The organism is Microbacterium thalli (assembly GCF_028737325.1).
GTDB classification, from domain to species: Bacteria; Actinomycetota; Actinomycetes; order Actinomycetales; family Microbacteriaceae; genus Microbacterium; species Microbacterium thalli.
The window spans coordinates 1100921-1126364 of record NZ_JAQZCH010000002.1; the positions used below are offsets into that span (position 1 = coordinate 1100921).

General features: G+C 71.1%; 22 protein-coding genes. 8 read left to right on the forward strand and 14 right to left on the reverse strand.

Features of this window, described 5'->3' with window-relative positions:
- Positions 1-50: 50 nt before the first annotated feature.
- Positions 51-1049, forward strand: coding sequence for a dTDP-glucose 4,6-dehydratase (gene rfbB / locus PUW82_RS13360; RefSeq protein ID WP_274222764.1), 999 nt, complete (start codon positions 51-53; stop codon positions 1047-1049).
- A gap of 3 nt (positions 1050-1052) precedes the next feature.
- Complete coding sequence (locus tag PUW82_RS13365) at positions 1053-2459, forward strand: sugar nucleotide-binding protein (RefSeq protein WP_274222765.1); 1407 nt, start codon at positions 1053-1055, stop codon at positions 2457-2459.
- Positions 2460-2502: 43 nt separating this feature from the next.
- On the opposite strand, the gene PUW82_RS13370 is transcribed toward PUW82_RS13365, so the two are convergent.
- The 9 genes from PUW82_RS13370 to PUW82_RS13410 all read right to left on the reverse strand — a co-directional run bounded on the left by PUW82_RS13370 (position 2503) and on the right by PUW82_RS13410 (position 12239).
- The gene (locus PUW82_RS13370; RefSeq protein ID WP_274222766.1) at positions 2503-4941 is read right to left on the reverse strand and encodes a hypothetical protein; all 2439 of its coding nucleotides are present in this window, start codon (positions 4939-4941) and stop codon (positions 2503-2505) included.
- On the reverse strand, positions 4938-5477 hold the full coding sequence (locus PUW82_RS13375; protein ID WP_274222767.1) for a hypothetical protein: 540 nt from the start codon (positions 5475-5477) through the stop codon (positions 4938-4940). The genes PUW82_RS13370 and PUW82_RS13375 overlap by 4 nt, the downstream gene beginning before the upstream one ends.
- Before the next feature lie 74 nt (positions 5478-5551).
- Complete coding sequence (locus tag PUW82_RS13380) at positions 5552-6484, reverse strand: glycosyltransferase family A protein (protein WP_274222768.1); 933 nt, start codon at positions 6482-6484, stop codon at positions 5552-5554.
- Positions 6485-6518: 34 nt separating this feature from the next.
- A complete protein-coding gene (locus tag PUW82_RS13385; protein WP_274222769.1) occupies positions 6519-7604 on the reverse strand; it encodes a glycosyltransferase in 1086 nt (361 codons plus the stop codon).
- Positions 7601-9043, reverse strand: a complete 1443-nt coding sequence (locus PUW82_RS13390; protein WP_274222770.1) for an LCP family protein — start codon at positions 9041-9043, stop codon at positions 7601-7603. The genes PUW82_RS13385 and PUW82_RS13390 overlap by 4 nt, the downstream gene beginning before the upstream one ends.
- Positions 9040-9507 carry a 5-(carboxyamino)imidazole ribonucleotide mutase gene (purE, locus tag PUW82_RS13395; RefSeq protein WP_274222969.1) on the reverse strand — a complete coding sequence of 156 codons (468 nt, stop codon included), beginning with the start codon at positions 9505-9507 and terminating at the stop codon, positions 9040-9042. Before purE ends, PUW82_RS13390 begins: the two co-directional genes overlap by 4 nt.
- A gap of 109 nt (positions 9508-9616) precedes the next feature.
- Positions 9617-10744 (reverse strand): 5-(carboxyamino)imidazole ribonucleotide synthase, encoded by a 1128-nt coding sequence (locus PUW82_RS13400; RefSeq protein ID WP_274222771.1) that lies wholly within the window; start codon positions 10742-10744, stop codon positions 9617-9619.
- A gap of 79 nt (positions 10745-10823) precedes the next feature.
- Complete coding sequence (locus tag PUW82_RS13405; RefSeq protein ID WP_274222772.1) at positions 10824-11378, reverse strand: PH domain-containing protein; 555 nt, start codon at positions 11376-11378, stop codon at positions 10824-10826.
- A gap of 72 nt (positions 11379-11450) precedes the next feature.
- On the reverse strand, positions 11451-12239 hold the full coding sequence (locus PUW82_RS13410; protein ID WP_274222773.1) for a biotin--[acetyl-CoA-carboxylase] ligase: 789 nt from the start codon (positions 12237-12239) through the stop codon (positions 11451-11453).
- A 129-nt stretch (positions 12240-12368) separates the two neighbouring features.
- Here PUW82_RS13410 and PUW82_RS13415 point away from each other — a divergent pair, with 129 nt between their 5' ends.
- Together PUW82_RS13415 and PUW82_RS13420 are read left to right on the forward strand one after the other, a co-directional pair.
- A complete protein-coding gene (locus PUW82_RS13415; protein WP_274222774.1) occupies positions 12369-13958 on the forward strand; it encodes an acyl-CoA carboxylase subunit beta in 1590 nt (529 codons plus the stop codon).
- Positions 13955-14179: an acyl-CoA carboxylase subunit epsilon gene (locus PUW82_RS13420; RefSeq protein ID WP_274222775.1), complete on the forward strand. Its 225-nt coding sequence runs from the start codon at positions 13955-13957 to the stop codon at positions 14177-14179. The genes PUW82_RS13415 and PUW82_RS13420 overlap by 4 nt, the downstream gene beginning before the upstream one ends.
- A 192-nt stretch (positions 14180-14371) precedes the next feature.
- Here PUW82_RS13420 and PUW82_RS13425 read toward each other — a convergent pair whose 3' ends face one another.
- The 4 genes from PUW82_RS13425 to PUW82_RS13440 are packed head-to-tail and all read right to left on the reverse strand — an operon-like array spanning position 14372 to position 18643.
- Positions 14372-15451 (reverse strand): DUF8320 family protein, encoded by a 1080-nt coding sequence (locus PUW82_RS13425; protein WP_274222776.1) that lies wholly within the window; start codon positions 15449-15451, stop codon positions 14372-14374.
- Positions 15448-16686 carry a sensor histidine kinase gene (locus tag PUW82_RS13430; RefSeq protein WP_274222777.1) on the reverse strand — a complete coding sequence of 413 codons (1239 nt, stop codon included), beginning with the start codon at positions 16684-16686 and terminating at the stop codon, positions 15448-15450. The genes PUW82_RS13425 and PUW82_RS13430 overlap by 4 nt, the downstream gene beginning before the upstream one ends.
- Positions 16676-17332, reverse strand: a complete 657-nt coding sequence (locus tag PUW82_RS13435) for a response regulator transcription factor (protein WP_274222778.1) — start codon at positions 17330-17332, stop codon at positions 16676-16678. The genes PUW82_RS13430 and PUW82_RS13435 overlap by 11 nt, the downstream gene beginning before the upstream one ends.
- 9 nt (positions 17333-17341) lie before the next feature.
- A complete protein-coding gene (locus tag PUW82_RS13440; RefSeq protein ID WP_274222779.1) occupies positions 17342-18643 on the reverse strand; it encodes a class I SAM-dependent RNA methyltransferase in 1302 nt (433 codons plus the stop codon).
- A 59-nt stretch (positions 18644-18702) separates the two neighbouring features.
- Between PUW82_RS13440 and PUW82_RS13445 the strand changes: the two genes are divergently transcribed.
- Both PUW82_RS13445 and PUW82_RS13450 read left to right on the forward strand, forming a co-directional pair.
- Positions 18703-19359 carry a Maf family protein gene (locus tag PUW82_RS13445; protein ID WP_274222780.1) on the forward strand — a complete coding sequence of 219 codons (657 nt, stop codon included), beginning with the start codon at positions 18703-18705 and terminating at the stop codon, positions 19357-19359.
- A gap of 78 nt (positions 19360-19437) precedes the next feature.
- Positions 19438-21204 carry an acetyl/propionyl/methylcrotonyl-CoA carboxylase subunit alpha gene (locus PUW82_RS13450; RefSeq protein ID WP_274222781.1) on the forward strand — a complete coding sequence of 589 codons (1767 nt, stop codon included), beginning with the start codon at positions 19438-19440 and terminating at the stop codon, positions 21202-21204.
- Between the two features lie 72 nt (positions 21205-21276).
- Here the strand turns inward: PUW82_RS13450 and PUW82_RS13455 are convergent, their stop codons facing one another.
- Positions 21277-22740 carry an NAD(P)H-quinone dehydrogenase gene (locus PUW82_RS13455; RefSeq protein ID WP_274222782.1) on the reverse strand — a complete coding sequence of 488 codons (1464 nt, stop codon included), beginning with the start codon at positions 22738-22740 and terminating at the stop codon, positions 21277-21279.
- A 68-nt stretch (positions 22741-22808) separates the two neighbouring features.
- On the opposite strand from PUW82_RS13455, the gene PUW82_RS13460 reads away from it, so the two are divergent.
- Together PUW82_RS13460 and PUW82_RS13465 are read left to right on the forward strand one after the other, a co-directional pair.
- On the forward strand, positions 22809-23642 hold the full coding sequence (locus tag PUW82_RS13460) for a purine-nucleoside phosphorylase (protein WP_274222783.1): 834 nt from the start codon (positions 22809-22811) through the stop codon (positions 23640-23642).
- 83 nt (positions 23643-23725) lie between these two features.
- Positions 23726-25399, forward strand: a complete 1674-nt coding sequence (locus PUW82_RS13465; RefSeq protein WP_274222970.1) for a phospho-sugar mutase — start codon at positions 23726-23728, stop codon at positions 25397-25399.
- The last annotated feature ends 45 nt before the right edge of the window (positions 25400-25444 follow it).

A 25444-nucleotide genomic window follows, 5' to 3' on the forward strand; every position in this document is an offset into this window, starting at 1 on the left:
CACGCTGTCCGGCCCGCCAAACCACGCGCCCGCCCATTAGCCTTGAAGGCGTGTCCACGCTTCTTGTGACCGGCGGCGCCGGGTTCATCGGTTCGAATTTCGTTCACCACGTCATCGGCAACACCGATCACTCGGTGATCGTGCTCGACAAGCTCACCTATGCGGGCAACGCCGCGTCCCTCGCGGGCCTGCCTGAAGACCGGGTGCGGCTGGTGCAGGGCGACATCGCCGACTCGGCGCTCGTGGACGAGCTGTTCGGCCAGGTCGACGCCGTCGTTCACTACGCGGCCGAGTCGCACAACGACAACTCGCTGCACGACCCGCGCCCCTTCCTCGACACGAACATCGTTGGCACCTACACGCTGCTCGAGGCCGCGCGGAAGCACGACAAGCGGTTCCACCACATCTCCACCGACGAGGTGTACGGCGACCTCGAACTCGACGACCCGGCACGGTTCACCGAGTCAACGCCGTACAACCCCTCCTCGCCCTACAGCAGCACGAAGGCCGGCTCCGACCTGCTCGTGCGTGCGTGGGTGCGCTCGTTCGGGGTGAAGGCGACGATCAGCAACTGCTCGAACAACTACGGGCCGTACCAGCACGTCGAGAAGTTCATCCCCCGCCAGATCACCAACGTCCTACGCGGCATCCGCCCCAAGCTCTACGGCAAGGGCGAGAACGTCCGCGACTGGATCCACGCGGACGACCACTCCTCCGCTGTCCTCACCATCCTCGACAAGGGCGTGATCGGTGAGACCTACCTCATCGGCGCCGACGGCGAGAAGGACAACAAGACCGTCGTCGAACTCATCCTCGCTGTCACCGGCAACCCGACCGACGCGTACGATCACGTCACCGACCGCCCCGGCCATGACATGCGCTACGCGATCGACTCCACCAAGCTCCGCACGGAACTCGGCTGGACGCCTCGCTACCAGGACTTCGAGGCCGGCCTGAAGGCGACCATCGACTGGTACCGCGAGAACGAGCACTGGTGGGCGCCCGCGAAGGACGGCGTCGAGGCCTTCTACGCCTCGAAGGGGCAGTGACCCGTGTCGATCGATTTCGGTAAGGCGCTCACGGTCACCGAGACCCCGATCCCGGGACTCATCGTCCTCGACCTGCCCGTGCACGGTGACTCACGCGGCTGGTTCAAGGAGAACTGGCAGCGCGAGAAGATGACCGCGCCAGGCATCGACCTGCCCGATTTCGGCCCGGTGCAAAACAACATCTCGTTCAACGACGCGGTCGGCACGACCCGCGGCATCCACGCCGAGCCCTGGGACAAGTACGTCTCGGTCGCCACGGGTCGCATCTTCGGTGCCTGGGTCGACCTCCGCGAGGGTCCGACGTTCGGCGCCGTCTACACCGCCGAGCTCGATCCCTCTCGCGCGATCTTCGTCCCGCGGGGCGTCGGGAATTCGTATCAGACGCTCGAGCCCGACACCGCTTACACGTACCTCGTGAACGACCACTGGTCGCCCGACGCGACCTACACGTTCCTGAACCTCGCCGACGAGACCGCCGCGATCGAGTGGCCGATCCCGCTCGATCAGGTCGAGATCAGCGAGAAGGATAAGAACCACCCGCGTCTTTCCGAGGTGGTTCCGATGCCGCCGAAGCGCATCCTGGTGACCGGCGCGAACGGGCAGCTCGGCCGGGCGCTACGCGCCGAGTACGGCGACCAGCCGTGGATCGAGTACACCGGGCGAGACGACCTCGACCTGACGTCGCCCGACCTGACCTCCGCACGCCGGTGGCGCGACTACAGCACAATCATCAACGCGGCCGCGTACACGAAGGTCGACCTCGCCGAGACGCCCGAGGGCCGCGCACAGGCCTGGGCCGCCAACGTGACCGCTGTAGCCGCCCTGGCACGCATCGCGACGGCGAACGGCATCACGCTCGTTCATGTCTCGAGCGACTACGTGTTCGACGGAACGAAGGACGGCGCCTACACCGAGAACGATCCCGTGTCACCGCTCGGCGTGTACGGGCAGACGAAGGCGGCTGGGGATGCCGTCGTGTCGGTCGTTCCCCGGCACTACATCGTCCGCACCAGCTGGGTGATCGGCGACGGCGACAACTTCGTCCGCACGATGGCCTCGCTCGCCGAGCGTGGCATCGATCCGAAGGTCGTCAACGATCAGATCGGGCGCCTGACGTTCACCGACGACATCGCCCGCGGCATCCGGCACCTCCTCGGAAGCGGTGCCCCTTACGGCGTTCACCATGTCACGTCGAGCGGCACTCCGGCGAGTTGGCGCGAGGTCGCCGCGGCGGTGTTCACGCTGACGGGACACGAGGCGGATCGCGTGTCCGCCGTGACCACGGCGGAGTACTTCGCCGACGCGGCGGCTGCCGTCTCGCCACGCCCTCTGAACGGGACCTTGCAGGAGGACCCTGCGCTATCGGGCGACGACTGGCGCGCAGCTCTCAACCGATACCTCCGCGGTTGAACCGTTGGCGGCGCTGACCACCCACAGGTGATCAGCGCCGTCATCACGGTACTCGCACCTGACGGCATCCCAAGAGCGTGTGGGGCCCGCTGCCGTTGTTGTTGATGGCGTAGACGCAGGCGTCATACGTCCCAGGTGAGACCGGCCTGTTGATTGAGAATCCGTGCTGGGCTCCCAGCCCGGGGTAGGCACCGGCGACGTCGGCACGGGTTCGGTCGGCCGTGTGCGCAGTCCCGACTCCGCTGATGTAGACATGAACCGCGATGGGGTCAGGAGTGTCCGGGTCGATGGCCCATCCATCGACGACGATGTTCCTTCCCGTCGCCGTCACCGCTTCGAGATTGCCAAAGGGCGGCTTCTCGTTCGTCCCCACGACGATCGTCTTGCAGCCCAGCAAGCTATTCCCGCCCGCCCCGTTGTTGATGGCATAGGCGCACACCTCCGAGCGCCCCGGCGGTGCGTCCATGACTTGCGAGAAGCCGTGATTCGGTCCCTGAGCCGGATACACAGCGCCGACGTCAGCGCGGGGCAGGTCAGCGTTGTATGCCACACCCCGAGACCCAACGTACAGGTGCACCGAGATCGGGTCCGAGGTGTCCTCATCCAAGGCCCATCCGCTCACAGCAACGGTGGTGCCGCGCACCGTCACGCCCTCGAGAACGCCGACCGGCGCACGTCCGAGATCGGGCAACCGTGCCGTGATGGTCTTGCAACCGAGCGAAGTGTCACCGCCGCGTCCATTGTTCAACGCGGTGACGCACACACGCGTCTCTCCGACCGGCACCTCCAACTTCGCGACGAACCCGTGCCGCGCGCCGGATGAGGGATACGCCGCTCCCACGTCCGCTCGTGCGTTGTCGGCGGTGACAGTCGTGACCACGCCTCCGGCATCCACCCGGACGCGAATCGGCGCGATCGTGTCCGGGTCGATAGCCCAGCCGCTCACCGTCAATGTCCGGCCCTCCGCCGAGAGGCCCTCGTAGACGCCGAACGGCGCCCGTCCCTGGTCACTAGGTGCCGTGACGGTGACGTTACGACACCCGAGAAGGACGTTGCCGCCGAAGCCGGTGTTGATGGCGTAAGCGCACACGTCGTAGGTGCCTGGGGCGGCGGGCAAGGTCGCTCCGAAACCATGGGCAGCGCCGTAGAGCGGATAGGCGGAGGCGATGTCAGGTCGGTTGGCATCGGCGCGCAGAGCCGTTCCCGTCGAGCCCACGTAGACGTGCACGTCGATGGGATCGCGGGTGTCGGGATCCAGTGCCCAGCCGCCGACGGACACACCGCCCGCGGTCGCGGTGACCGCCTCGAGGTTCCCGTTCGGAGACCCCGTCAGAGCAGTGACCTTCGAGCACCCGATCTGAGCATTTCCCCCTGGTCCCACGTTGATGCCGTAGACACACACGTCGTTGACGCCCGTTGCCGCCGCCGGAACCGTCACGGAGAACCCGTGACGGGAACCGAGGTGAGGAAGCGCAGCGCCGACGTCGGGACGCTCGGCATCTGCGGTGAAGGCGTGACCGACGCCGTTCACGTACACGTGGACTGCGATGGGATTGCTGGTGTCGGGGTCTGCAACCCAGCCCGAGACCTGGAAGGACCCCGGCCGCGCCTGTACGGCGTCAACGCTGCCGAACGGTCCGGACGGGTTCGCGGGAGGCTGCGTCGAGCCGAACCAGTCGGTGTAGAGCCGCCAGAAGTTGCGGTTGCCGTAGGCGGAACAACGGTCACCCGTTCCGTAGAGATTGTCCAGCGCAGCCTTGTTCGGCACGTAGGGCGTGTAGATGTACAGGCCAGCGGTCGCCTGGTTCTCGATGAACACCCGCTGCGTGCCGCAGTTCCGATCGGCGTACGGCGAGTAGAGGATGTTGTTCCACCGGCCGGCCTGGTAGCCGAAGTCCTGCGGGAAGGCCTTGTAGATCTTGTACTGCCGGGCCGCGTAATAGACCTGGTAGAAGAAGCCCAGCGTCGCGGAATCACACGGAGCCGTGTCGGGACATCCCTGCCCCGTTGCCGCGGCATACGCTCCCGCGGAAGGCGCAGTCGACGTGACGAGCGACTGCTCCTTCTCGAGCAGCACCAGGATGACCTTCTGGCTGATGCCGCACGAGCGGGCGACGCGATCGATGATCGTGGACGCGCTCTCGTTGCCGCGACCCTCGTACCCGTTGCAGTAGCGGTCGGACGGACGGTTGTCGGTGTTCTGTCGGTAGTCCTTCAGACACGTGTAGCCCGAGGAGCACGACCGCACCTGGCGCTCCATGAAGGCCTGGATCTCGGGTGAGCCCATCGCGTTGGAGTCGTAGAACGCGGCGTCGCTGATGATGTTGCCGGGATTGAAGTCCGAGCCCGATGCGGCCGCGGCGGCGGGAGCCGGAGCGATCGACGACGACAGCGCCACCGGTGCAGCGACGAGCAGGGCGACGGCGCACACCCATGCGGCGAGGACCGCGACGGACGAGCGGATGCTGCGGCGCGCGCTCACTGGCTCGACTCGACGCTCGAGTCGGCGGAACGCGCCCGCGTCGACGAGGACTCGTACTGCACATCGAAGCCCGTTGCCGCCGAGTCTGATGCGACAGCGGCCGACATGAGGCCGCAGTACGTCACGCCGTTGCCGGCCGTGCTGGTGATGGTCGCCGCACCGACGCCGTCGATGCGGAGCGTGCAGGTACCGTCGTCTTCACTGACGCCCGGGATCATCGCCGTTACCTCGAGCGTCGCACCCCGCTGCTCCGCGGTGACGATCAGCACCTCGCCGTTATAGGGCGTGTCGACCTCTACCGTCTCGGTGGGGGTCGGCACGTCCGGGGTGGCGGTGTCCTCGGGCGTCGGGGTCGACTCCGGCGTCGGCTCAGGTGTCGGCGTCTCGAGTGTCGCCGTCGGGGTCGGGGTCATGGCACCGCCGGCGGGGGTGGCGCAAGAGCTCAGGGCCAGCATCCCGACGACGAGACCGCCGAAGAGGCGGAAGCTCGTCGCAGTTATCGAGGTCGTTGTTCTGCGCGCACGGGGAGAGGTCACGCAATCATTCTGCTGCCATCGCTCCGGTCACACAGACTCCACGCCGATTCGTCATCCGTCCGTTACAGCGGTGGTCAGCGCGACATGCGGCGGCGCAGACGGCGCAGCCTCGACCAGATCGGCTGATGCGCGTCGATGTCGGCGCGGATGGCGGCTCGCTGCTCGCGCTGTTCGCGCCGCAGCGACTCGACCTCGCTCCGCAGCTCCGCGACGATGCGACGCTCCATGGCGCCCAGGTAGAGCGGCAGCCCGGCACCGTTGTCCGCCACCCAGGAACGGAGCTCGCGGTCGCGAACGATCATGTCGTCGCGGTCATGGAGGTGCTCGAGCGCGAACATGCTGTTCCCCTCGGCACCCGACGCGCTCGGACGCTGAGTCCAGAAGGCCAACGGCGTGCCCGCGATGAAGCCGAGCGTCCCAACCGCGAGGACGCGGAGGTAGAACTCCCAGTCCTCGACGGCTTCGAGCGACTCGTCGTAGGGGCCGACCCGCTCGTGCAGCGCGCGGCGGTAGAGCAGCGAAATGGGGACCGCACGGTTGACCTCGAGCAGATCGATGAAGCGGAGTGCCGTCAGATCCGCCCAGAAAGGCGCACGTCCCGTCTCGACCCAGCGTCCGGCGCGCTTCTCCTCGTAGACGATCGCCGTCGCGACCCCGACCCCAGAGTCGTCCGGGTGCTCGTCGAGGAAGGCGACGGTGCGCTCGAGGAACTCCGGCGCCCAGAGATCGTCATCGTCATGGAGGACGATGAACTCGGTGTCCAGAGCGTCGACGCCCGTGTTCGCTGCGGCGCACCGGCCGCCCGGCGCTCGTGAGTCGAGCGCTGTCACGGTGTCGGCGACGGCCGACGCCGCCACCACCGCATCGACGGCGGCCCGATCACTGCCATCGTTGACCACGATGATTCGCCGATCGCCGAAGGTCTGGGCGGCGACGTCGGCGAGCGCCCGGGCGAGGAGCTCGGGCCGATCAGCCGTGCGGATGACGACTCCTACGCGTGCGGGCATAGGTCCACCCTAGGAGGAGCGATCGGACACCGCGTCACAGCTCGGCGTGGAGGGCCCAGACGCGTTCGGCGTGATCACGCCACGAGAACGCCCGCCCGCGATCGCCGGCCCGCACCGCCCAACGGTGCAGCTCGTCGGGGGTGGCCAGCACCTCGCCCGCGGCGTCGCGCAGCTCGGCGAACGGTGCGATGCGCGCCCCGTCGAGCAGCACCTCGCGGTGCACCGACGAGTCGGCCGCGACGACCGGAACGCCCAGCACCATCGCCTCGACCGCGCGCCAGGGGAACGCCGACTGCTCGGAGAGCGCGATCAGCAGCACCGCGGCGTCGAGGACGGCCGCACGGTCGGCGGCATCCAATCGTCCGGGGATGATCACGCGGTCGCGGGAGATCCCCGCCTGCTCGATCACGCCGGCGATATCGGCCGGTTCGTCGAAGATCACCACGCTGACGGTCTCTTCCCCCGCGATCGATGTCAGCACGGCACGCAGGCGGTCCTCGGTGCCGCCGGCGACGACCGCGACCCGGTCGGGCACCCCGAGCTCGCGGCGGCGACCGATCGCGTCGGTGGGCACACGGAAGCCCTCGGGCGCGGCGCCCGGGATGACGCGCACGCGTGCGCCCAGCCGCGGGGCGATCTCGGCGAGGCGGTCGGCGAGCGCGTGCGTCGGGACGACGACGGCATCCGCGTGCTTCTCAGCGCGCTTGAGCAGTGCGCGCTGGGCCAGCACCGCGGCCTTGGGCAGCAGGGCGGGCGTCTCCCACGCGGCGAGGTCCCAGACCGTCACGACGGTCTGCTCGAGATCGTGAGCACGGTCGTGCTTGACGAGCGGGGCCAGGATCGTGGGGGCGTGCAGCAGTCCGCCGGCCACTCCCCCCGTGATGCCCATCGGCCACGAGGCGAGCAGTCCCGTGCGCGGGAACGGCGCGCGGATGGTCTGCGCCAGACCGGCGATGCCGGCGGCGGCGCCCCCCGCGTCGGAGGCGATGACGCCGGCCACCTCGCAGCGTGCGGGGGCGGTGGCGATGAGCGCCCGCGCCACCTCGAGCGACGCCTCCGCCGTGTCGGCGTCGCTGACGTCGGCGAGCTGGTCGAGCACGAGCTTGAGGACGGTGGTCATCCCTCGGCCTCCGGTTCCGGGGTGGGCGGGTGCAGGGCGTTGCGCACCATCTCCTGAACGAGGGCGAAGTCGGGCTCGCGCTCCTCGATGCCGTTCTCGGGCGTGAGCTCGATCGTGGTGACGGGCTGTTCCTTGGCCTTCATCGCGATGTCGGCGAGGAACGGCAGCAGATCGGCGGGGATGTCGGTCTGCACGAGCACCTGGCCGGCGTCGGCGATCTCGGTGAATCGGTCGAGCACGTTCTGCGGCGTCATCTGCGCGAGGATCGCCTGCTGCAGCTCGCGCTGGCGGCGCATGCGGTCGAAGTCGCTCGTGGTGTAGCGCGAGCGGGCGTACCACTGGGCGGTATCGCCGTCCATGTGCTGCTGCCCGGCTTCGATCCATCCCTCGGCCCAGTCCTCGGCGCTCTGGCCCTCGTACTGGGGACCGCCGCCCTTGGGCAGGCGTTCGATCACGTTGATGTCCACGCCGCCGAGGGCATCGACGAGGTCGGCGAAGCCCTTCATGTCGAGGAAGACGTAGTACGGGATCGTGATGCCGAGGATCCCCTCGGCGGCATCCTTCGTGGCCTCGACACCCGGCGATGACCCGCCGGCGACGGCGTCGGGGTACAGCGCATCACCGTCGCGGCAGACCTCGACCTCGGTGCGCAGCTGGTTGATGCCGCTGTTCCACCCGCAGTCGGGGTCGACGCGGCCTTCGTGCACGTCGGGGTAGAGGTCGCGCATCGGTCCCTCGGCGAACGGGAAGTGGCCCATGTCGCGCGGGATGCCGGTGATCGTGGTGGCACCGGTCTCGGCGTTGACCGACACGACCGAGATCGAGTCGAAACGCATCGAGTCGCGGCCGTCGCCGCTGTCGGCGCCCAGCAGAAGGATGTTGTAGTAGCCGTCCGACGGCGGAACGCTCGGGCCACTGGCGCCGAAGACGCTGCTGAGCGTCTCGCGCACCGAGTTGACGCGGTCGAAGGTCCAGGCGGCGGCCGAGGTCGAGGCGATCGCGAGCACGATGGCGAGCAGCGGCACGCCGATGCGCGCCATCGTGCCGGCCCGCACGAGTCTGACCAGGCGCAGCGTGTCGACGGTCAGCACGATCCACAGCACGGCGTAGAACGCGATGACGCCCTGCACGAGCAGCAGCACGAACCAGTTCGTCGCCAGCGAGAGCAGCAGCGGGCGCCACAGCAGGCCGGTCAGCACGGTGACGAGCACGAGCAGCCACATCACGATCGTCGCGCCGAGGCCGAAACGACCGAGGCGACGGTTGCCGGCGAGCACCTGTGCCGACCCCGGCAGCAGGAAGTTCATGACGACGAGCCACCAGCCCCGGCGACCCATCATCTCGGGCGACGACGCGTCGGGATGCCGCAGCGGCCGCTCTTCGACGAGGTTGCGACCGCGCGGGCGCGCGGACCCGCGCGGCGGCGCGGTCAGGCTCACAGGGACTCCTTCAACCGGCGGTTCTTCTCGTCGACCTGCTGCTCGAGCTCGCGCGCGTAGTCCTCGAGCCGGTCGGCGACCTGCGGGTCGGCGACGCCGATGATCCGTGCGGCGAGCAGGCCGGCGTTCTTGGCGCCGTTGATCGACACCGTCGCCACCGGGATGCCGCCGGGCATCTGCACGATGCTCAACAGCGAGTCCAGGCCGTCGAGCGTCGCGAGCTGGACGGGGACGCCCACAACCGGCAGCGGCGTGAGCGAGGCGAGCATGCCCGGCAGGTGCGCCGCTCCCCCGGCGCCGGCGACGATGACCCGCAGGCCGCGGCTACGCGCCTCTCGCCCGTAGCGCAGCAGCTTGTCGGGAGTGCGGTGCGCCGAGACGACCTCGACCTCGTGCGGGATGCCGAGCTCGGTGAGCGCCTGCGAGGCGTCGCTCATCACGCGCCAATCGGAGTCCGAACCCATGACGACGCCGACGAGGGGCGCGTCCGACGAATGCAGCGGCGAGGATGTCACCGACCCAGGTTAGGCGGGGAGCCTGGGGAAACCCCGGAGCGGCACGGGGCCGACAGCCTCAGTCGTCGAAGTGGGCGGCCACTCCGCGTGCGTCCGAGACGACGGCATCCAGATCCGACCCCGTGAGGTTCACGTGACCGACCTTGCGGCCGGGCCGCGGCGCCTTGCCGTAGGTGTGCACCTTCGCGCCGGGGTGCCCCGTGAGGGCGCCGGGGATGCGCGACTCGAGACTGTCGGAGACCGGCCCCCCGAGGATGTTGATCATGACCGACCACGGCGCCCGCGGCTCGGTGTCGCCGAGCGGCAGGTCGAGCACAGCGCGCAGGTGCTGCTCGAACTGTCCGGTCACCGCGCCGTCCTGGCTCCAGTGGCCGCTGTTGTGCGGGCGCATCGCCAGCTCGTTCACCAGCAGGCGCTCGTCGGCGGTCTCGAACAGCTCGACGGCGAGCATGCCCGTCACCCCCAGACCCTCGGCGATCGCGACGCCGATGCCCTCGGCGACATCCGTCAGTCGCTGGCCGGCCCGCGGCGCCGGCGCGATGACCTCGGCGCAGACGCCACCGCGCTGCACGGTCTCGACGACCGGGTAGGCGCGCCACGACCCCGACGGGCGACGGGCGACCTGCTGCGCGAGCTCGCGGGTGAAGTCGACGAGCTCCTCGACGAGCAGCTGGCCGCCCGGCTCGAGCGCGTCGATCCAATCGACGGCGTCGGCGGCCGTCGACACGACCCGCACGCCCTTGCCGTCGTAACCGCCCCGCGGGGTCTTCACCACGGCCCGGCCGCCGTTGGCGTCGAGGAAGGCCTGCAGCCCGGTGGCATCCGAGATCGCGGCCCACTCGGGCTGGGGCATGCCGAGCTCGGCGAGCTTGGCGCGCATCCGCAGCTTGTCCTGCGCATAGAAGAGGGCGTCCGGGCCGGGGTGAACGGCGATCCCGTCCGCGACGAGGGCACGCAGGACGTCCTGCGGCACGTGCTCGTGGTCGAAGGTGATGACGTCGACGTCACGGGCGAAGGCGCGCACGGTCTCGAGGTCGCGGTAGTCGCCCGTGGCGGTGGCGGCGAGCCCCGCCGCCATGCCGGGCTCCTCAGCCAGCACCCGCACGTCGAGGCCCAGCTCGACCGCGGGGGCGATCATCATGCGGGCGAGCTGCCCTCCGCCGACGATTCCGACTCGCAACGACATGGCGCCTCCTCCGGGTTTCGCCTTCCATCTTCGCGCACGCGCGCCGCCGCGCGCATGCGCGAGCGATTCACGCGCCGGTTCAGGACTCGGGCGGGATCGTCGGCATGCTGTGCGAGTCGCGGTGAGCGAGGATCTGACTGACCTCGACCTGGTCGGCGAGCACCTCGTGCACGAGCGAGACGTTCGGGATGTTGCGCAGGCGCAACGAGGGGTCGACCCCGTTCGAGAGCGTCAGCGTGCCGCTGCGCCCCATGCGCTGCAGGGGTCCACGCGTCTCGCTGATGACGTAGCCGCGGATGTGGCTGAGCTCGCCGCGGCGCCGCACCAGCAGCCCCGAGGTCTCGATGACCCGGCGCGTCGTGATCGTGTACGCGTGCGCGAGCCACCGCAGGTAGGGCAGCACCACGAGCAGCAGCACGACGATCCCCGCCGCCGACCACAGCATCAGGTCGGTGAACGGCTCGGGGAGGTTGCCCGAGAAGTACCCCACGGCACCGGCCAGCGCGATCAGCAAGACCGCCGGCCACACCATGCCCCTCGCCTGCGGGCGCACGCGGGCGATGCGCAGCTCGGGAGCGGCTGCCCCCGGCGCGGGCGCGACGGGGCGGCCGAAGGATGCCGCGGGCTGACTCACGACTCCATCTTCACCCGCCGCCGGCGCAACCCGGCGACGGCACGCCCGCGAGAGTTCTCGCGCGCGTCGAGCTCAGTCGACGCGCCGGACGTGCACGACGTCGCCGGCGCCGACCGCGACCTCGTTCGCGCCCGTGTCGACCACGAGCCGTCCGTCCTCGTCGAGGCGTCGGGCGGTGCCGGCGAGAAGCTCTCCGCCGGGCAGCGACACGGTGACCCGCTCTCCCAGCGTGCGACAGGCGGCCGACACGCGTTCGCGCAGTCGGGGCGCGGCCCCCTCGACCGCGAGCTCGGCGATGCCGTCGCGCAGGCCGGTGAGGAAGTCCGCGAGCAGCCGGTCCTCGTCGACGTCGGTGCCGATCGCGGCGAAGGACGTCGCGGTCGAGACCGGCAGGTCGACCTCCGCCATCGTCGTGTTGACCCCGGCGCCCAGGACGACGTCCCCCGCCTCGCCCGGCAGGACCTCCGCCAGGATGCCGCTGATCTTCCGGCCGTCGACGAGCACATCGTTCGGCCACTTCAACCCGACGTCCGACTTCGGCAGCTGTGCGGCGACGGCCTCGCTCATGGCGACCCCGGCGATCAGCGGGATCCAGCCCCGCGCCGCCACCGGCACCGCCGCGACCTGCAGCAGCACCGAGACGGCGAGCGCGGTGCCCGGCGGGGTCGTCCAGCTGCGGTCGAGCCGACCACGACCGGCCCGCTGGTCCCGAGTGAGGAGCACCGACAGGTGCGGATGCCCCTGCGGGTCGGCTTCGACGTCGCGTCGCAGCTGAGCGTTGGTCGAGTCGCTCTGCTCGACGACGTGCAGGCGGGGCGTCACGGCTGCGGCGCGCGGGTAGCCGCTCTCGGGGATCGTCATGCCGGCACTCTACGGCGCGGCATCCGTCATGGGCGAGGGCTTGCATCAACGGAATCCGACAGACGATCCCGCTCCTCGTTGTGGCCGGGCTCCAACGGCTGCGCCACCGTGCTGGATAGGGTGGAACGCGTGACCGACCAGCCCGACCTGTCCACGACCGCCGGCAAGATCGCCGACCTGCGCGCCCGCTACCAGACGGCCGTCGTCGACGCCGAGACCGTCGCGCGCGAGAAGCAGCACAAGAAGGGCAAGCTGACCGCCCGCGAACGCATCGAGATGCTCGTCGACCCGGGGTCGTTCGTCGAGCTCGACGAGTATGTGCGTCATCGCACGACGGCGTTCGGCATGGACCGCTCGCGCCCCTACGGCGACTCGGTCGTCGCGGGCGTCGGCACGATCCACGGCCGCACCGTGGCGGTGTACTCCCAGGACTTCACGACCTTCGGCGGCTCGCTCGGGGAGTCGGCGGGCGACAAGATCATCAAGGTCATGGAGCTCGCCCTGCGCGGCGGCATGCCCGTCATCGGCATCCTGGACTCGGGCGGCGCCCGCATCCAGGAGGGCGTGGTCGCGCTCGGCAAGTACGGCGAGATCTTCCGCCTGAACACGGCCGCGTCCGGCGTCATCCCCCAGATCTCGCTCATCATGGGTCCCGCCGCGGGCGGCGCGGTCTACTCCCCCGCTCTCACCGACTTCGTCATCATGGTCGACAAGACCAGCCAGATGTTCGTCACCGGTCCCGACGTCATCAAGACCGTGACCGGCGAGGATGTCGGCATGGAGGAGCTCGGCGGCGCGCACACCCACAACACGCGTTCGGGTGTCGCCCACTACCTCGCCGAGGACGAGGACGATGCGATCGACTACGCCCGCTCGCTGCTGGGTTTCCTGCCCGACAACAACATGTCGGACGCGCCCGTGTACGAGACCGGTTTCGAGTGGGAGACGACGGACGGCGATCGCACGCTCAACACGATCATCCCCGACTCGCCCAACCAGCCGTACGACATCCACCAGGTGATCGCCGGCATCGTCGACGAGGGCGAGTTCCTCGAGGTCCAGCCGCTGTTCGCCCCGAACATCGTGATCGGATTCGGCCGCGTCGAAGGCCGCACGGTCGGCATCATCGCCAACCAGCCGTCGCAGATGGCCGGCACGCTGAACATCGACGCGGGCGAGAAGGCGAGCCGGTTCGTGCGGTTCTGCGACGCGTTCTCGGTGCCTATCGTCACGCTCGTCGATGTCCCCGGGTACCTTCCGGGAACCGATCAGGAGTGGACCGGCGTCATCCGCCGCGGCGCGAAGCTGCTGTACGCCTACGCCGAGGCCACCGTGCCGCTCGTCACCGTCATCCTGCGCAAGGCCTACGGCGGCGCCTACATCGTGATGGGCTCGAAGCAGCTGGGCGCCGACGTCAACCTCGCGTGGCCCACCGCCGAGATCGCCGTCATGGGCGGTCAAGGAGCGGTCAACATCCTCTACCGCGGCGAGATCAAGCGCGCGGAAGAGGCGGGTGAGGATGTCGCCGCGGTGCGCTCGCGCCTCGCGTCCGAGTACACCTACAACGTCGCCTCACCGTTCCTCGCGGCCGAGCGCGGCGAGCTCGACGGCATCATCGAGCCCGCCCAGACGCGCGTCTACATCGCCAAGTCGCTGCGAGCGCTACGCGGGAAGCGGGCGGAGCTGCCGGCCAAGAAGCACGGGAACATCCCGCTGTGAGCAGCGACGACAGCGAGCCCGTGCGCATCGACGTGCGCCGGGGCGATCCCACCCCCGAGGAGCTCGCGGCGGTGGTCGCCGTGGTCAGCGAGTCGTACGCGCAGGAGGCGGCCGAGGCGATCGCGGACGACGCTCCGGCCGAGTCGGCCTGGCGCCGATCGGCGCGGGCGCTGCGCACGCCCCTGCGCCGCGGCTACGGGTGGGGCCGATTCACCGGGTAACGGTGTCCCCCGAAATACCTACAGACAGCCGCGACACACGTCGAGCAGACTAGGACCGCTGGAACGCTTCTGCGTTCGGTCGCCCGAGCTTCAACGCCGGCGACTGCTGCGGGTCGGTTTTCGGGTAACCACTCGCATGGCGAGGGGCGGGCGGCTTCGCCGCCCCTCGCCCCCAGCGAGCGGCTCGGTCCGCTACTTCCTCGGCCGGGCGATCTCGCGCCACAGGTCGACGGTCTCTTCGTCCGCGTCGCCGTGGCGCGACCGCCCGACCACCGTCACGGCGGTGTCGGGATGCGTCGACGTGCGGATGTAGAGACGTTCCGATCGCGCTCCGTCCAGGATGCCGGCCAGCTCGGCGCGAATGGCGGCGAGCTCGCGCTCGTCCAGTCCATCGAGGCCGCCCTCGTCGAGGAAGGTGACGTGCGAACCCGTGCGGCGCACATCCTCGAGCACGCGACGGACCGCGTCGTCGAGCAGCCGGGGACCGCGCAGCTCATCGCGCAGCCGTCCCTCGGCCAGACGGGCCTGCAGGCGTTCGTCGTCGTCGAGCGCTCCCCCGGCAGCGATCGTGCGCGAGAGAACAGGACCGGCCACCGCCAGCGCTCGCTGCACCCGCACGCGACGCTCGCGGCGGCGCCCCTCCTGCGTCGCGAGCCACTCCGACGCATCCCGCTGCAGCTTCGTCAGCTCGGCCGTCTCGACGGCGGCGCGGTCGATCAGCAGCACGATGATCTGCGCCCCGCCGACCCAGATCGCCGACCCCACGGCTCCGAGCGACAGCGTCGGTCCGATGCCGATCCAGAGCACCGACCCGAGGAACATCACCGCCACCCCGGTCCAGGCGATGAGCGAACGGCGGCGCACGACCAGGATCGCCAGCAGCGCGCCGAGACCGCCCAGGCTCCAGGTCGCGAACGTCTGCAGCCGCCCCTCCTCGCCGGCGGCCCACCACGTCGCCGAGGGGATGACGGCCGTGACGGCGAGTGCGAGCAGGGCGATCCACAGCGGCAGCGGTGCCGGGCGGCTCAGCCCGGCCGTCACGGCGCTCATGGCTGTCGCCGTTCCGCCGGCCGCGGGGCGGGCGGGCGTGGCGGCCATCGGCCGCGTGGGCCAGAAGATGCAGAGACCGGCGACGGCGAGGTAGACGACGAGGGTGAGCACGAGGACCACCGGCGCATCGACCGGCCGCGTCCAGAACATTCCGCCGACGGCGAGGTAGGCGGTGAAGGCGACGCCGAGCGCGGAGAGGACCCACCGGACCGAGCGGTTCACGACGCTTCCTCCCACACGATGGCCACGGTCGTGCCGGTCGGTCCCGACGTCACCGTCGCCGTGCCGGCGACCGCCGCGACCCGGGCCACGATCGAGGCGCGGATGCCGAGCCGGTCCTCGGCGACACGATCGGCCTCGAAGCCGGGGCCGTCGTCCTGGACCCGGATCTCGACACCCCGGAGGCCCGCGCGGAACGACACCCGCACGTCGGCTCCGCCCGCGTGCTCGACCGCGTTGGTCACCGCCTGCGCCGCCGCCAGCTGCAGGGCCCGGGCAACCCGACCCGGCACCGCGCCGGCACCCGGATCGATACGGCTGGTGTACTGCGCCGCGGGATGCAGGCGCTCCGTCGTCGCGGCGAGATCCGCGGCGATCACCTCGGCCGGGATGGGCGTATCGGGTCCTTCGCCCGCCTCCTGATCGACGTTCGCCAGGCGGGTGAGCGCGTCGCGGGCCATCGATACCGCGAGCGCCCGCTCGCGATCGGTCTCGGCGCGCTCCGCGGCGATGAGGGCGGCCAGGACGCTGTCGTGCATGAGCGCTGCGACGGCGACGCGCTCCTTCTCGACGGCTTCGGCCGATGCCGCCTGGGCGAATGAGCGGACCGCGCTCTCGCGACCCGCGTCGATGCTCGCCGCGAGCGAGCGGAGGATCCAGCCGACGACGATGAGGACGCTCGCGAGGATGATCGCGAACACCGTGTCGAGTGCGACGTCCACGAGGGTCGCCCGGTGCAGGCCGAGGAGCACGAGGCGCACGACGCCGTAGAGCACGGGCAGCAGGAACGCCCACACGATCTGCAGCGGCAGCGGGAAGCAGAACACGGCCGCGACGGTGCCGATGTTGATGAGGAACCACAGCCACGGCTGCTGATCCAGCGTCGTGGTGTCCCCCGCGGCGAGGGGCCACAGCACGATGGCGACCGGGAAGACGCCCGCGACGAGCCCCGAGAAGGCGCGCACGCCGCGCGAGGTGAGCAGCGCCACGCACATCATCAGGAGAGACCCGAGGACCACGACCAGCAGCACGGTGTTCCAGAAAGGATCGCCCACGGGGGCGCTGAGCGCGCCGACGAGCGACTGCACACCGATGATGGCGCTGCCCGATCCGACGACGAGACCGAGGATGCGGTCGATGCGCGACTGCGTGAAGCGTTGCGTCTGCGCGAGGGCCTCGCGGAACTCGGCGGGCCCGCGCGGTCGGGTGACGGCGGGCCCCGCGGGTTCAGCGGGCATCGGACGTCTCTGAGACGAGGCCGTCCTCCATCGCGCGGCGAAGCAGGTCGACCTTCGTCGGCGCGGGCCGCCCCACCTCGACGTACTTCACGCGGACACGCGTGATGTTCTCTTTGGCGGTCGAGTAGGCGATGCCCAGCTGCTCCGCGACCGACTTCAGCGGGAGCCCGGCCGCGTAGAGCCGGAGCACATCGCGCTCGCGCGCCGAGAGCTGCGCGTCGGCGAACGCGCGATCGCCGTCGACGGCACTCGCCCACTCGACGTTGTCGAGATGCTCGCCCCGCGCGACCGTCGCGATCGCGGCGACGACGTCATCCGTCCGCGCCGACTTGCTGATGACACCGAGTGCTCCCGCCGCCAGCGCCTCGCGGACGGCGGCGGGCCGGTCGGCGACGCTGTGGATGATGACCTGCGAGCCGTTCCAGACCAGGCGAGAGACGTTCTCGGACACCGTCGCTCCGTCGCCCAGCATGAGGTCGAGCACGACGACATCCGCCGGCGGCTCGCCGGAATCGCCGCGCCACCGCAGGTACTCCGCCACGGTGCTGCCCGCGAAGACGACCTCGCCGACACCCGAACGCGCGCAGGCCGCGGCGAGCCCGAGCCGCACGGACTCGTGATCGTCGATGAGAGCCACCCGCGTCATGGGCTCAGCCTAGGACAGGGCACCCGGGGCGGTCAGTACCGCGACGGTCTCGATGTGGTGCGAGTTCGGGAACAGGTCGATGCCGCGCAGCGACAGCGGCTCGTACCCGCCCGAGCGCAGCTGCGCAACGTCCCGGGCGAGCGCAACCGGGTCGCAGGCGACGTAGACGAGGGTTGCGGGCTGCAGACGCAGGAGCGCATCGACGACCTCGCGCCCGGCACCCGAGCGGGGCGGGTCGAGGACGGTGACGCCGGAGCGCAGCCGCGCGCGCTCGGCCGGTGACGCCGACTGCTCGAGGTGGGTCAGCCACCGATCGACACGGCCGGTCTCGGCACGCGCCCCGACCCACTCGGCGAGGTTCTCGCCCGCGTGGTCGGTCGCCCGCTCGTCGGACTCGACGCTCGTGACGCGCGTGGCCGGTCCGCCGAGCTCGCCGAGCGACGCGGCGAGGAGGCCGACGCCGCCGTAGAGGTCAAGATGCCACGCCTCGGGATCGAGCTCGGCCCGTCCCGCATCGCGCAGCCCGCGGTGCACGGCATCCGTCAGCGCTGCCGCCGCCAGGCGGTGCACCTGCCAGAACCCGCCGGCGTCGACGCGGAACTCCCGGTCGCCCACCCGTTCGACGATGACCTCGCGCAGCGCGGGATCGGGCGCGGTGCGCGGCCGTCCGCGACCCCGAGCGTTCCGGCGCGCCGTCTCGGCGCGGGGCAGGACGCGCACGCGGCCGTCGGCGGGCTGGACGAGGTCGAGCCGCCCCGGCGCCGCGGAGCGGCCGCGGGCGATGGCCTCGGCGATCGCGGGCGTCGCGAGGGGGTGGTGGTCGACCTCGACGACCCGGTGCGAGCGGGCGGCGAACGGGCCCACGCGCCCGTCGTCATCGACGTGCAGGCTCACGCGCGTGCGCCATCCCGTGCCGTCGGCCGTCTCGTCGGCTCCGGCCGGCTCGACCGAGACCGTCGTGTCGAGGCCGCCGAAGCGGTGCAGCGCGTCGGTGATGACACGCGACTTCAGCTCGCGCTGGTGCCCGAGCTCGATGTGACCGAGGTCGGCGCCGCCCGGGCGACGCTCGGGGGGCGTGCCGATGTCGGCGGGCGCCCAGACGTGGGGCCGGCGGTGCGGCGAGGCGTCGAGGACCTCGAGGGCCTCGGCCCGCCAGAACGAGGACTTCGACGTGTCGGTCAGGCGCGCCCGCACCCGCTCGCCCGGGATGGCGTCGGGGACGAACACGACGCGTCCTTCGTGGCGCGCGACGAACACGCCGCCGTGGGCGACGTCGGTGACGTCGAGGTCGATGGTGTCGCCGGGCTGCATCCTTCGATGGTCCCATACGCCGGGACGCGCGACGGCGGTGCCCCGGTAGCGTGAGCGGCATGCGCGTGTGCCTCGCCTCGACCTCCCCCGCCCGCCTCATGCTGCTGCGACAGGCCGGCATCGAACCCGTGACCCGTTCGCCGCAGGTCGACGAAGAGGCCGTCGTCGCCGCCGTCGAGGCGACCGAGGGACGGATGCTGCCTCCCGACGAGCACGTCCTGCTGCTGGCCCGCCGCAAGGCCGCCGACGTCGTCGCGACCCTCGCGCAGCTCGAGCCGGACTTCGACGGCATCGTGATCGGCGGCGACTCGATGTTCGCCTTCGGCGGCGAGGTGCTCGGCAAGCCGCTCGAGCCCGCCGTCGCAACCGCCCGCTGGGAAGACATGCGCGGCGGCACCGGCATCCTGCACTCGGGCCATTCGGTGTACCGCGTCGCTCCCGGACAGGACGCGCGCGAAGCGCACGCAGTCGCCCAGGCGGCCGTCACGTTCGCCGACGACGTGACGGCGGCCGAGATCGCGGCGTACGTCGCGTCGGGCGAACCGCTGCACGTCGCCGGGGCGTTCACGGTCGACAGCCTCGGCGGGGCGTTCATCACGCGCGTCGAGGGCGACCCCTCGACGGTGGTCGGGATGTCGCTGTCGACCCTGCGCCGGCTCGTGCGCGAACTCGGCGTGGAGTGGACCGATCTCTGGAACCGCGAGCTCGTTTCGTAGCCTTTCACCGACGTTCCGCTGCTCAGTTTGTGCGGGAGATCCAAAAGCGGCGGCCCTCGGCTCGCTAGGCTGGCAGTCATGCCTGAGATCGCCAAGGTCCTGATCGCGAACCGCGGCGAGATCGCCGTCCGTATCGTGCGCGCCGCCCGTGACAGCGGGAAGGCGTCCGTCGCCGTCTACGCCGACCAGGACCGCGACGCGCTGCACACCCGCCTCGCCGACGAGGCGTACGCCCTCGACGGCGCCACGAGCGCCGACACGTACCTGTCGATCGAGAAGATCCTCTCGGTCGCCCGGCGCTCCGGTGCCGACGCCGTGCACCCCGGCTACGGCTTCCTCGCCGAGAACGCCGACTTCGCCCGCGCGGTCATCGCGGCGGGGCTGACCTGGATCGGCCCCTCCCCCGCGGCGATCGAGGCGCTGGGCGACAAGGTGACCGCGCGGCACGTCGCCGAGAAGGTCGGCGCACCCCTCGCCCCGGGAACCCCCGGCCCGGTCCAGGGCGCCGACGAGGTCATCGCCTTCGCGCAGGAGTACGGCCTGCCGATCGCCATCAAGGCCGCCTACGGCGGCGGCGGCCGGGGCCTCAAGGTCGCGCGCGAGCTCGACGAGGTCGCCGAGCTGTTCGAGTCCGCCACCCGTGAGGCCATCGCGGCCTTCGGGCGCGGCGAGTGCTTCGTCGAGAAGTACCTCGACAAGCCGCGCCACGTCGAGACGCAGTGCCTCGCCGATGCCGAGGGCAACGTCGTCATCGTCTCGACCCGTGACTGCTCGCTGCAGCGACGCCACCAGAAGCTCGTCGAAGAGGCACCCGCCCCCTTCCTGACCCCCGAGCAGAACGACATCCTCTACTCGGCGTCGAAGGCGATCCTGCGCGAGGTCGGGTACGTCGGCGCGGGCACGTGCGAGTTCCTCATCGGCGCCGACGGCACGATCTCGTTCCTCGAGGTCAACACGCGCCTGCAGGTCGAGCACCCCGTCTCCGAGGAGGTCACCGGGATCGACCTGGTCCGCGAGCAGTTCCGTCTCGCCGAAGGAGGCGTCCTCGACTACGACGACCCGACCCCGGTCGGTCACTCGATCGAGTTCCGCATCAACGGCGAGGACCCGGGCCGCAACTTCCTGCCGCAGCCCGGCAACATCCACGTCTTCAAGACCTTCGGCGGCCCCGGCATCCGGTTGGACTCCGGCGTCACCGCCGGCGACTCGGTCTCGGGCGCCTTCGACTCGATGCTCGGGAAGATCATCGTGACGGGTCGCACGCGCGAAGAGGCCCTCGAGCGCTCGCGTCGCGCCCTCGACGAGTTCGAGGTCGCGGGCATGCCCACCGTGCTCCCCTTCCACCGCAAGGTCGTGCGCGAGCCCGCCTTCACCGCTGCGGATGGAACCTTCGGCGTCTACACCCGCTGGATCGAGACCGAGTTCGTCAACGACATCCCCGCCTGGGACGGCGAGCTCGAAGCCCCCGCCGAGCCCGCCGGCCGCCACACGGTCGTCGTCGAGGTCTCGGGCAAGCGCCTCGAAGTCAGCCTGCCCGACCGCGTCGCCTCGGCCCCGGTGGCCGTGGGGCGCCCGGCCCAGGTGCCGCCGTCGCGTCGTTCGCACGCGGCGACGGCGAGCGCCGCGGCATCCGGCGACGCGGTGAAGTCGCCCATGCAGGCCACGGTCGTCAAGGTCGCCGTCGAGGCGGGCCAGCAGGTCGTCAAGGGCGACCTCGTGGTCGTGCTCGAGGCGATGAAGATGGAGCAGCCGATCCAGGCGCACAAGGACGGCGTCGTCGGAGCGATCGACGCAGCCCCCGGCACGACCGTCGGCGCGGGCCACGCCCTGCTGACGATCTCCTGACGACAGCGCCCTCCAGGCCCGCTCCGCGGCACCGCATCACGGCTCAGCCGAGCGGATGCCGCGGGGCGCGGCTCAGGCCAGCGGGTCCTCGTCGCGCTGGACGAGGTGCATCGCGCGAGCGGCATCCGTGATGCTGCCGGTCAGCGAGGGGTACACGGCGAACACACGCGAGACCTGGTCAACGGTCAGGCGGCGCTCGACGGCGATCGCGATGGGGTAGATGAGCTCCGACGCACGCGGGGCGACGATGACGCCGCCGATGACGGTGCCCGAGCCCTCGCGCGCGATGATCTTCACGAAGCCGTCCTTGACGCCCATCATCTTGGCGCGCGGGTTCGCGGCGAGCGGCAGTTTGTGGACGTATCCGTTGACCAGCCCGGACTCGATGTCCTTCTGCTGCTGGCCGACGGTCGCGATCTCGGGCGCGGTGAAGATGTTCGCGGTGATGCGACGCCGCTCGAGCGGGATGACGGTGTCGCCCAGCGCGTGGAAGACGGCTTGGCGCCCCTGCATCGCGGCGACCGAGGCGAGGGGGACGAAGGTGGTGCAGTCGCCCGCCGCGTAGATGTTCGGCACCGAGGTGCGGGCCACGCGGTTCACCTGGATGTGCCCCGACTCGGTCAGCTGGATGCCGGCCTCCTCGAGACCGATGTCCGCGGTGTTCGGGATCGATCCCACCGCCAGCAGGCAGTGGCTGCCCTCGACCGTGCGTCCGTCCGACAGGGTCGCCACGACGCCGTCGTCGGTGCGCTCGACCTTCTCGGCGCGGCACTTCGACAGCACCGTCATCCCGCCGCGCTTGAACACCTTCTCGATGACGGCCGCTGCGTCGGCGTCCTCACCCGGCAGCACCTGGTCGCGGCTCGAGATGAGCGTGACCTTGGCGCCGAGGTTCATGTACGCCGAGGCGAACTCGGCCCCCGTGACACCCGAGCCCACGACGATGAGGTGCTCGGGCAGCGACTTCATGTCGTACAGCTGGGTCCACGTGAGGATGCGCTGGCCGTCGGGCTTGGCGCTCGGCAGCTCGCGCGGCGACGCACCGACCGAGACCACGAGGGTGTCGGCCTCGACGCGGTCGAAGTCCGTGCCGCCGGGGCCGGTGGCCGCGATGATCGCGTGGGGGCCGTCGAGGCGACCGTGACCGGAGATGATGCGCACGCCCGCCTCGATCAGCTGGGCCCGCATGTCGTCGGACTGCTGCCGCGCGAGCGCGAGCAGCCGACGGTTGACGGCGGCGAGGTTGATTGCGACCTCGGGCTTGAGCGGCGTGCCCGAGTCGGAGCGCGCGAACAGCTGCACGCCGAGGTCGGACGCCTCGCTGATGGCCACCGCCGCGTCGGCCGTGGCGATGAGCGACTTCGAGGGGACGACGTCGGTGATGACGGCCGAACCGCCGACGCCGGCTCGTTCGACGAGCGTCACCTCGGCGCCCTGTTGCGCGGCGGCCAGGGCCGCCTCGTATCCGCCGGGACCGCCGCCGAGGACGGCGACGCTTTGGGTGCGCTCGAAGCTGAGAGGCGACATGATCTCCATTCTTGCTCAGGTCCGCGGGCCGCGCGCACGCCTGTGGCGGCGGGCTCGCCGCGTCCTAGAGTGGAGGAATGTCCGACACCTCCGCGCACCCGCTCGACGACCCCGCTGCCGACCCCTTCGAGGTCGCCCAGCAGGCCGCGGCCGACATCGCCCGCATCAGCGGCGTCGAGCGCCACGACATCGCCCTCACCCTCGGCAGCGGCTGGGGTCGCGCCGCCGAGCTCATCGGCGAGACGACGGCCACGATCCCCGCCACCGACGTCACCGGCTTCAGCAAGCCGGCGCTCGAGGGACACGTGGGCACCCTGCGCAGCATCCTCACCCCCGAGGGCAAGCGCATCCTCGTGATCGGCGCCCGCACGCACTACTACGAAGGCCACGGCGTGCGGCGGGTCGTCCACAGCGTTCGCACCGCCGCCGCGACCGGCGCGAAGATCATGGTGCTGACCAACGGCGCGGGCGGCGTCAAGCCGACCTGGCACCCCGGTCAGCCGGTCCTGATCAGCGACCACCTGAATCTGACGGCCGACTCGCCGCTCGAGGGCGCGACGTTCATCGACCTCACCGACCTGTACTCGTCGCGGCTGCGCGACATCGCGCGGTCGATCGACCCGAGCCTCGACGAGGGCGTGTACACGCAGTTCCGCGGCCCGCACTACGAGACGCCCGCCGAGGTGCGCATGGCGCGCGCCCTGGGTGGCGACATCGTCGGGATGTCGACGGCGCTCGAGGCCATCGCGGCCCGCGAGGCAGGCATGGAGATCCTCGGTTTCTCGCTCATCACGAACCTCGCCGCCGGCATCCAGGAGACGCCCCTCAGCCACGCGGAGGTCATCGAGGCCGGCCGCGACGCTGAGCCCGTCATCTCGGCCCTGCTCGCCCGCGTGATCGAGGCGCTGTGAGCGGCGACGTGGGACAGCCGACCGGGTCGGCTCCCGACGGTGACCGCGGGCCGGAGATCTCGGCACAGGCTCCGGCGCCGGTCGTGCCGTTCGAGGCCGCGCGGACCTGGCTCGCGCAGGACCCCGACCCCGACACCCGCGACGAGCTGAGCGCGGTCATCGCGGCGGCCGAGTCGGGCGACCCGGCGGCCGAGGCCGACCTCGTCGATCGCTTCGCCACGCGCCTGGCCTTCGGCACCGCGGGTCTGCGCGGGCGCCTCGGCGCCGGCAGCAACCGCATGAACCGCGTCCTCGTGACCCAGGCCGCTGCAGGCCTGGCCGGCTACCTGCTCGAGAAGGCCGGCCCCGACGCCCCTCCCGTCGTCGTCATCGGCTACGACGGTCGACGCGGTTCCGAGCGCTTCGCGCGCGACTCCGCCGAGGTCTTCGCGGGAGCGGGCCTGCGCGCCATCCTGCTGCCGCGGCTGCTGCCGACCCCCGTGCTCGCCTTCGCCGTGCGCCACCTCGGCGCCGACGCCGGTGTGATGGTCACCGCAAGCCACAACCCGCCCGACGACAACGGGTACAAGGTGTACCTCGGCGGCGCCGACGACGGCTCGCAGATCGTTCCCCCCGCCGACGGCGAGATCGCCGCCCACATCCAGCGCGTCGCCGACGTCGGCGACATCGCCGCGCTCCCCCGCTCCGAGGCGTACGAGACCGCCGACGACGCGGTCGTCGAGGCGTATGTCTCGGCGACGGCGACGGTGGCCCCCGCCCCCGGGGGAGCGAACGGCATGCGCTGGGTCTACACCGCGATGCACGGCGTGGGCACCGAGACGCTGCTGCGCATCCTCGACACGGCGGGCTATCCCCACCCCGTGCCGGTGGCCGCGCAGGCCGAGCCCGACGGCCGGTTCCCGACCGTGGCGTTCCCCAACCCGGAAGAGCCGGGCGCGATGGACCTGGCCTTCGAGACGGCACGGGCCCACGACGCCGAGTTCATCCTCGCGAACGACCCCGACGCCGACCGGCTGGCCGTGGCGATCCCGGATGTTGCTGCCGACGGCGGCTGGCGCCGCCTCACCGGCAACCAGATCGGCCTGCTGCTCGGCTGGCGCGCCGCCCGCCGCGCGGCGGAACAGGGCGTGGCCGCGGAGTCGTCCCTCGCGTGCTCGCTCGTGTCGTCGCCGGCGCTGCAGGTCGTCGCCGAGCGATACGGCCTCGCCTTCCACGCCACACTCACCGGCTTCAAGTGGATCTCGCGCGCGCCGAACCTCGTGTTCGGGTTCGAAGAGGCGCTCGGCTACCTCGTGAACCCCGAGACCGTGAAGGACAAGGACGGGATCTCCGCCGCCGTCGCGATCCTCGGGCTGGCAGCCGAGGCTCGCGAGCAGGGCCGTACCCTCGGCGACCTCCTCGCGGACTTCGACGCGGAGTTCGGCAGCTTCGCGAGCGGCCAGGTGTCGGTGCGCGTGGACGACCTCGCCGTCATCGGGCGCGTGATGACCGCGTTGCGCGCCGCTCCCCCGGTGCGGATCGGCGAGGCCGACGTCGTGTCGTTCGAAGACCTCGCAGCTCCCGTCGACGGCCCGCCGGTCGGCGACATCCTGCGCCTGCAGGTCGCCGGCGACGCCCGCATCCTCGTCCGCCCGAGCGGCACCGAGCCCAAGCTCAAGCTGTACCTCGACGTCCGCGGGGCGTCACCGGCTGATGCGGCATCCCGTCTCGCTGCCCTCGAGGCGGGCGTCCGCGAGCTACTCGCCGCGATCGGCTGAGCCGGACGGCGCCCGGCTCGGCCGTCGGGCGCCGCTAGGCTGCGG

Coding starts and splice junctions, on each gene's coding strand:
- PUW82_RS13385 (WP_274222769.1), bottom strand. CDS start 7,604: ATGACCACCGTCCTCAAGCTCGTGCTCGACCAGCTCGCCGACGTCAGC.
- PUW82_RS13440 (WP_274222779.1), bottom strand. CDS start 18,643: ATGCAGCCCGGCGACACCATCGACCTCGACGTCACCGACGTCGCCCAC.
- PUW82_RS13460 (WP_274222783.1), top strand. CDS start 22,809: ATGTCCGACACCTCCGCGCACCCGCTCGACGACCCCGCTGCCGACCCC.
- PUW82_RS13435 (WP_274222778.1), bottom strand. CDS start 17,332: ATGACGCGGGTGGCTCTCATCGACGATCACGAGTCCGTGCGGCTCGGG.
- PUW82_RS13445 (WP_274222780.1), top strand. CDS start 18,703: ATGCGCGTGTGCCTCGCCTCGACCTCCCCCGCCCGCCTCATGCTGCTG.
- PUW82_RS13410 (WP_274222773.1), bottom strand. CDS start 12,239: ATGACGATCCCCGAGAGCGGCTACCCGCGCGCCGCAGCCGTGACGCCC.
- PUW82_RS13400 (WP_274222771.1), bottom strand. CDS start 10,744: ATGTCGTTGCGAGTCGGAATCGTCGGCGGAGGGCAGCTCGCCCGCATG.
- purE (WP_274222969.1), bottom strand. CDS start 9,507: ATGGGTTCGGACTCCGATTGGCGCGTGATGAGCGACGCCTCGCAGGCG.
- PUW82_RS13455 (WP_274222782.1), bottom strand. CDS start 22,740: ATGGAGATCATGTCGCCTCTCAGCTTCGAGCGCACCCAAAGCGTCGCC.
- PUW82_RS13450 (WP_274222781.1), top strand. CDS start 19,438: ATGCCTGAGATCGCCAAGGTCCTGATCGCGAACCGCGGCGAGATCGCC.
- PUW82_RS13380 (WP_274222768.1), bottom strand. CDS start 6,484: ATGCCCGCACGCGTAGGAGTCGTCATCCGCACGGCTGATCGGCCCGAG.
- PUW82_RS13430 (WP_274222777.1), bottom strand. CDS start 16,686: ATGCCCGCTGAACCCGCGGGGCCCGCCGTCACCCGACCGCGCGGGCCC.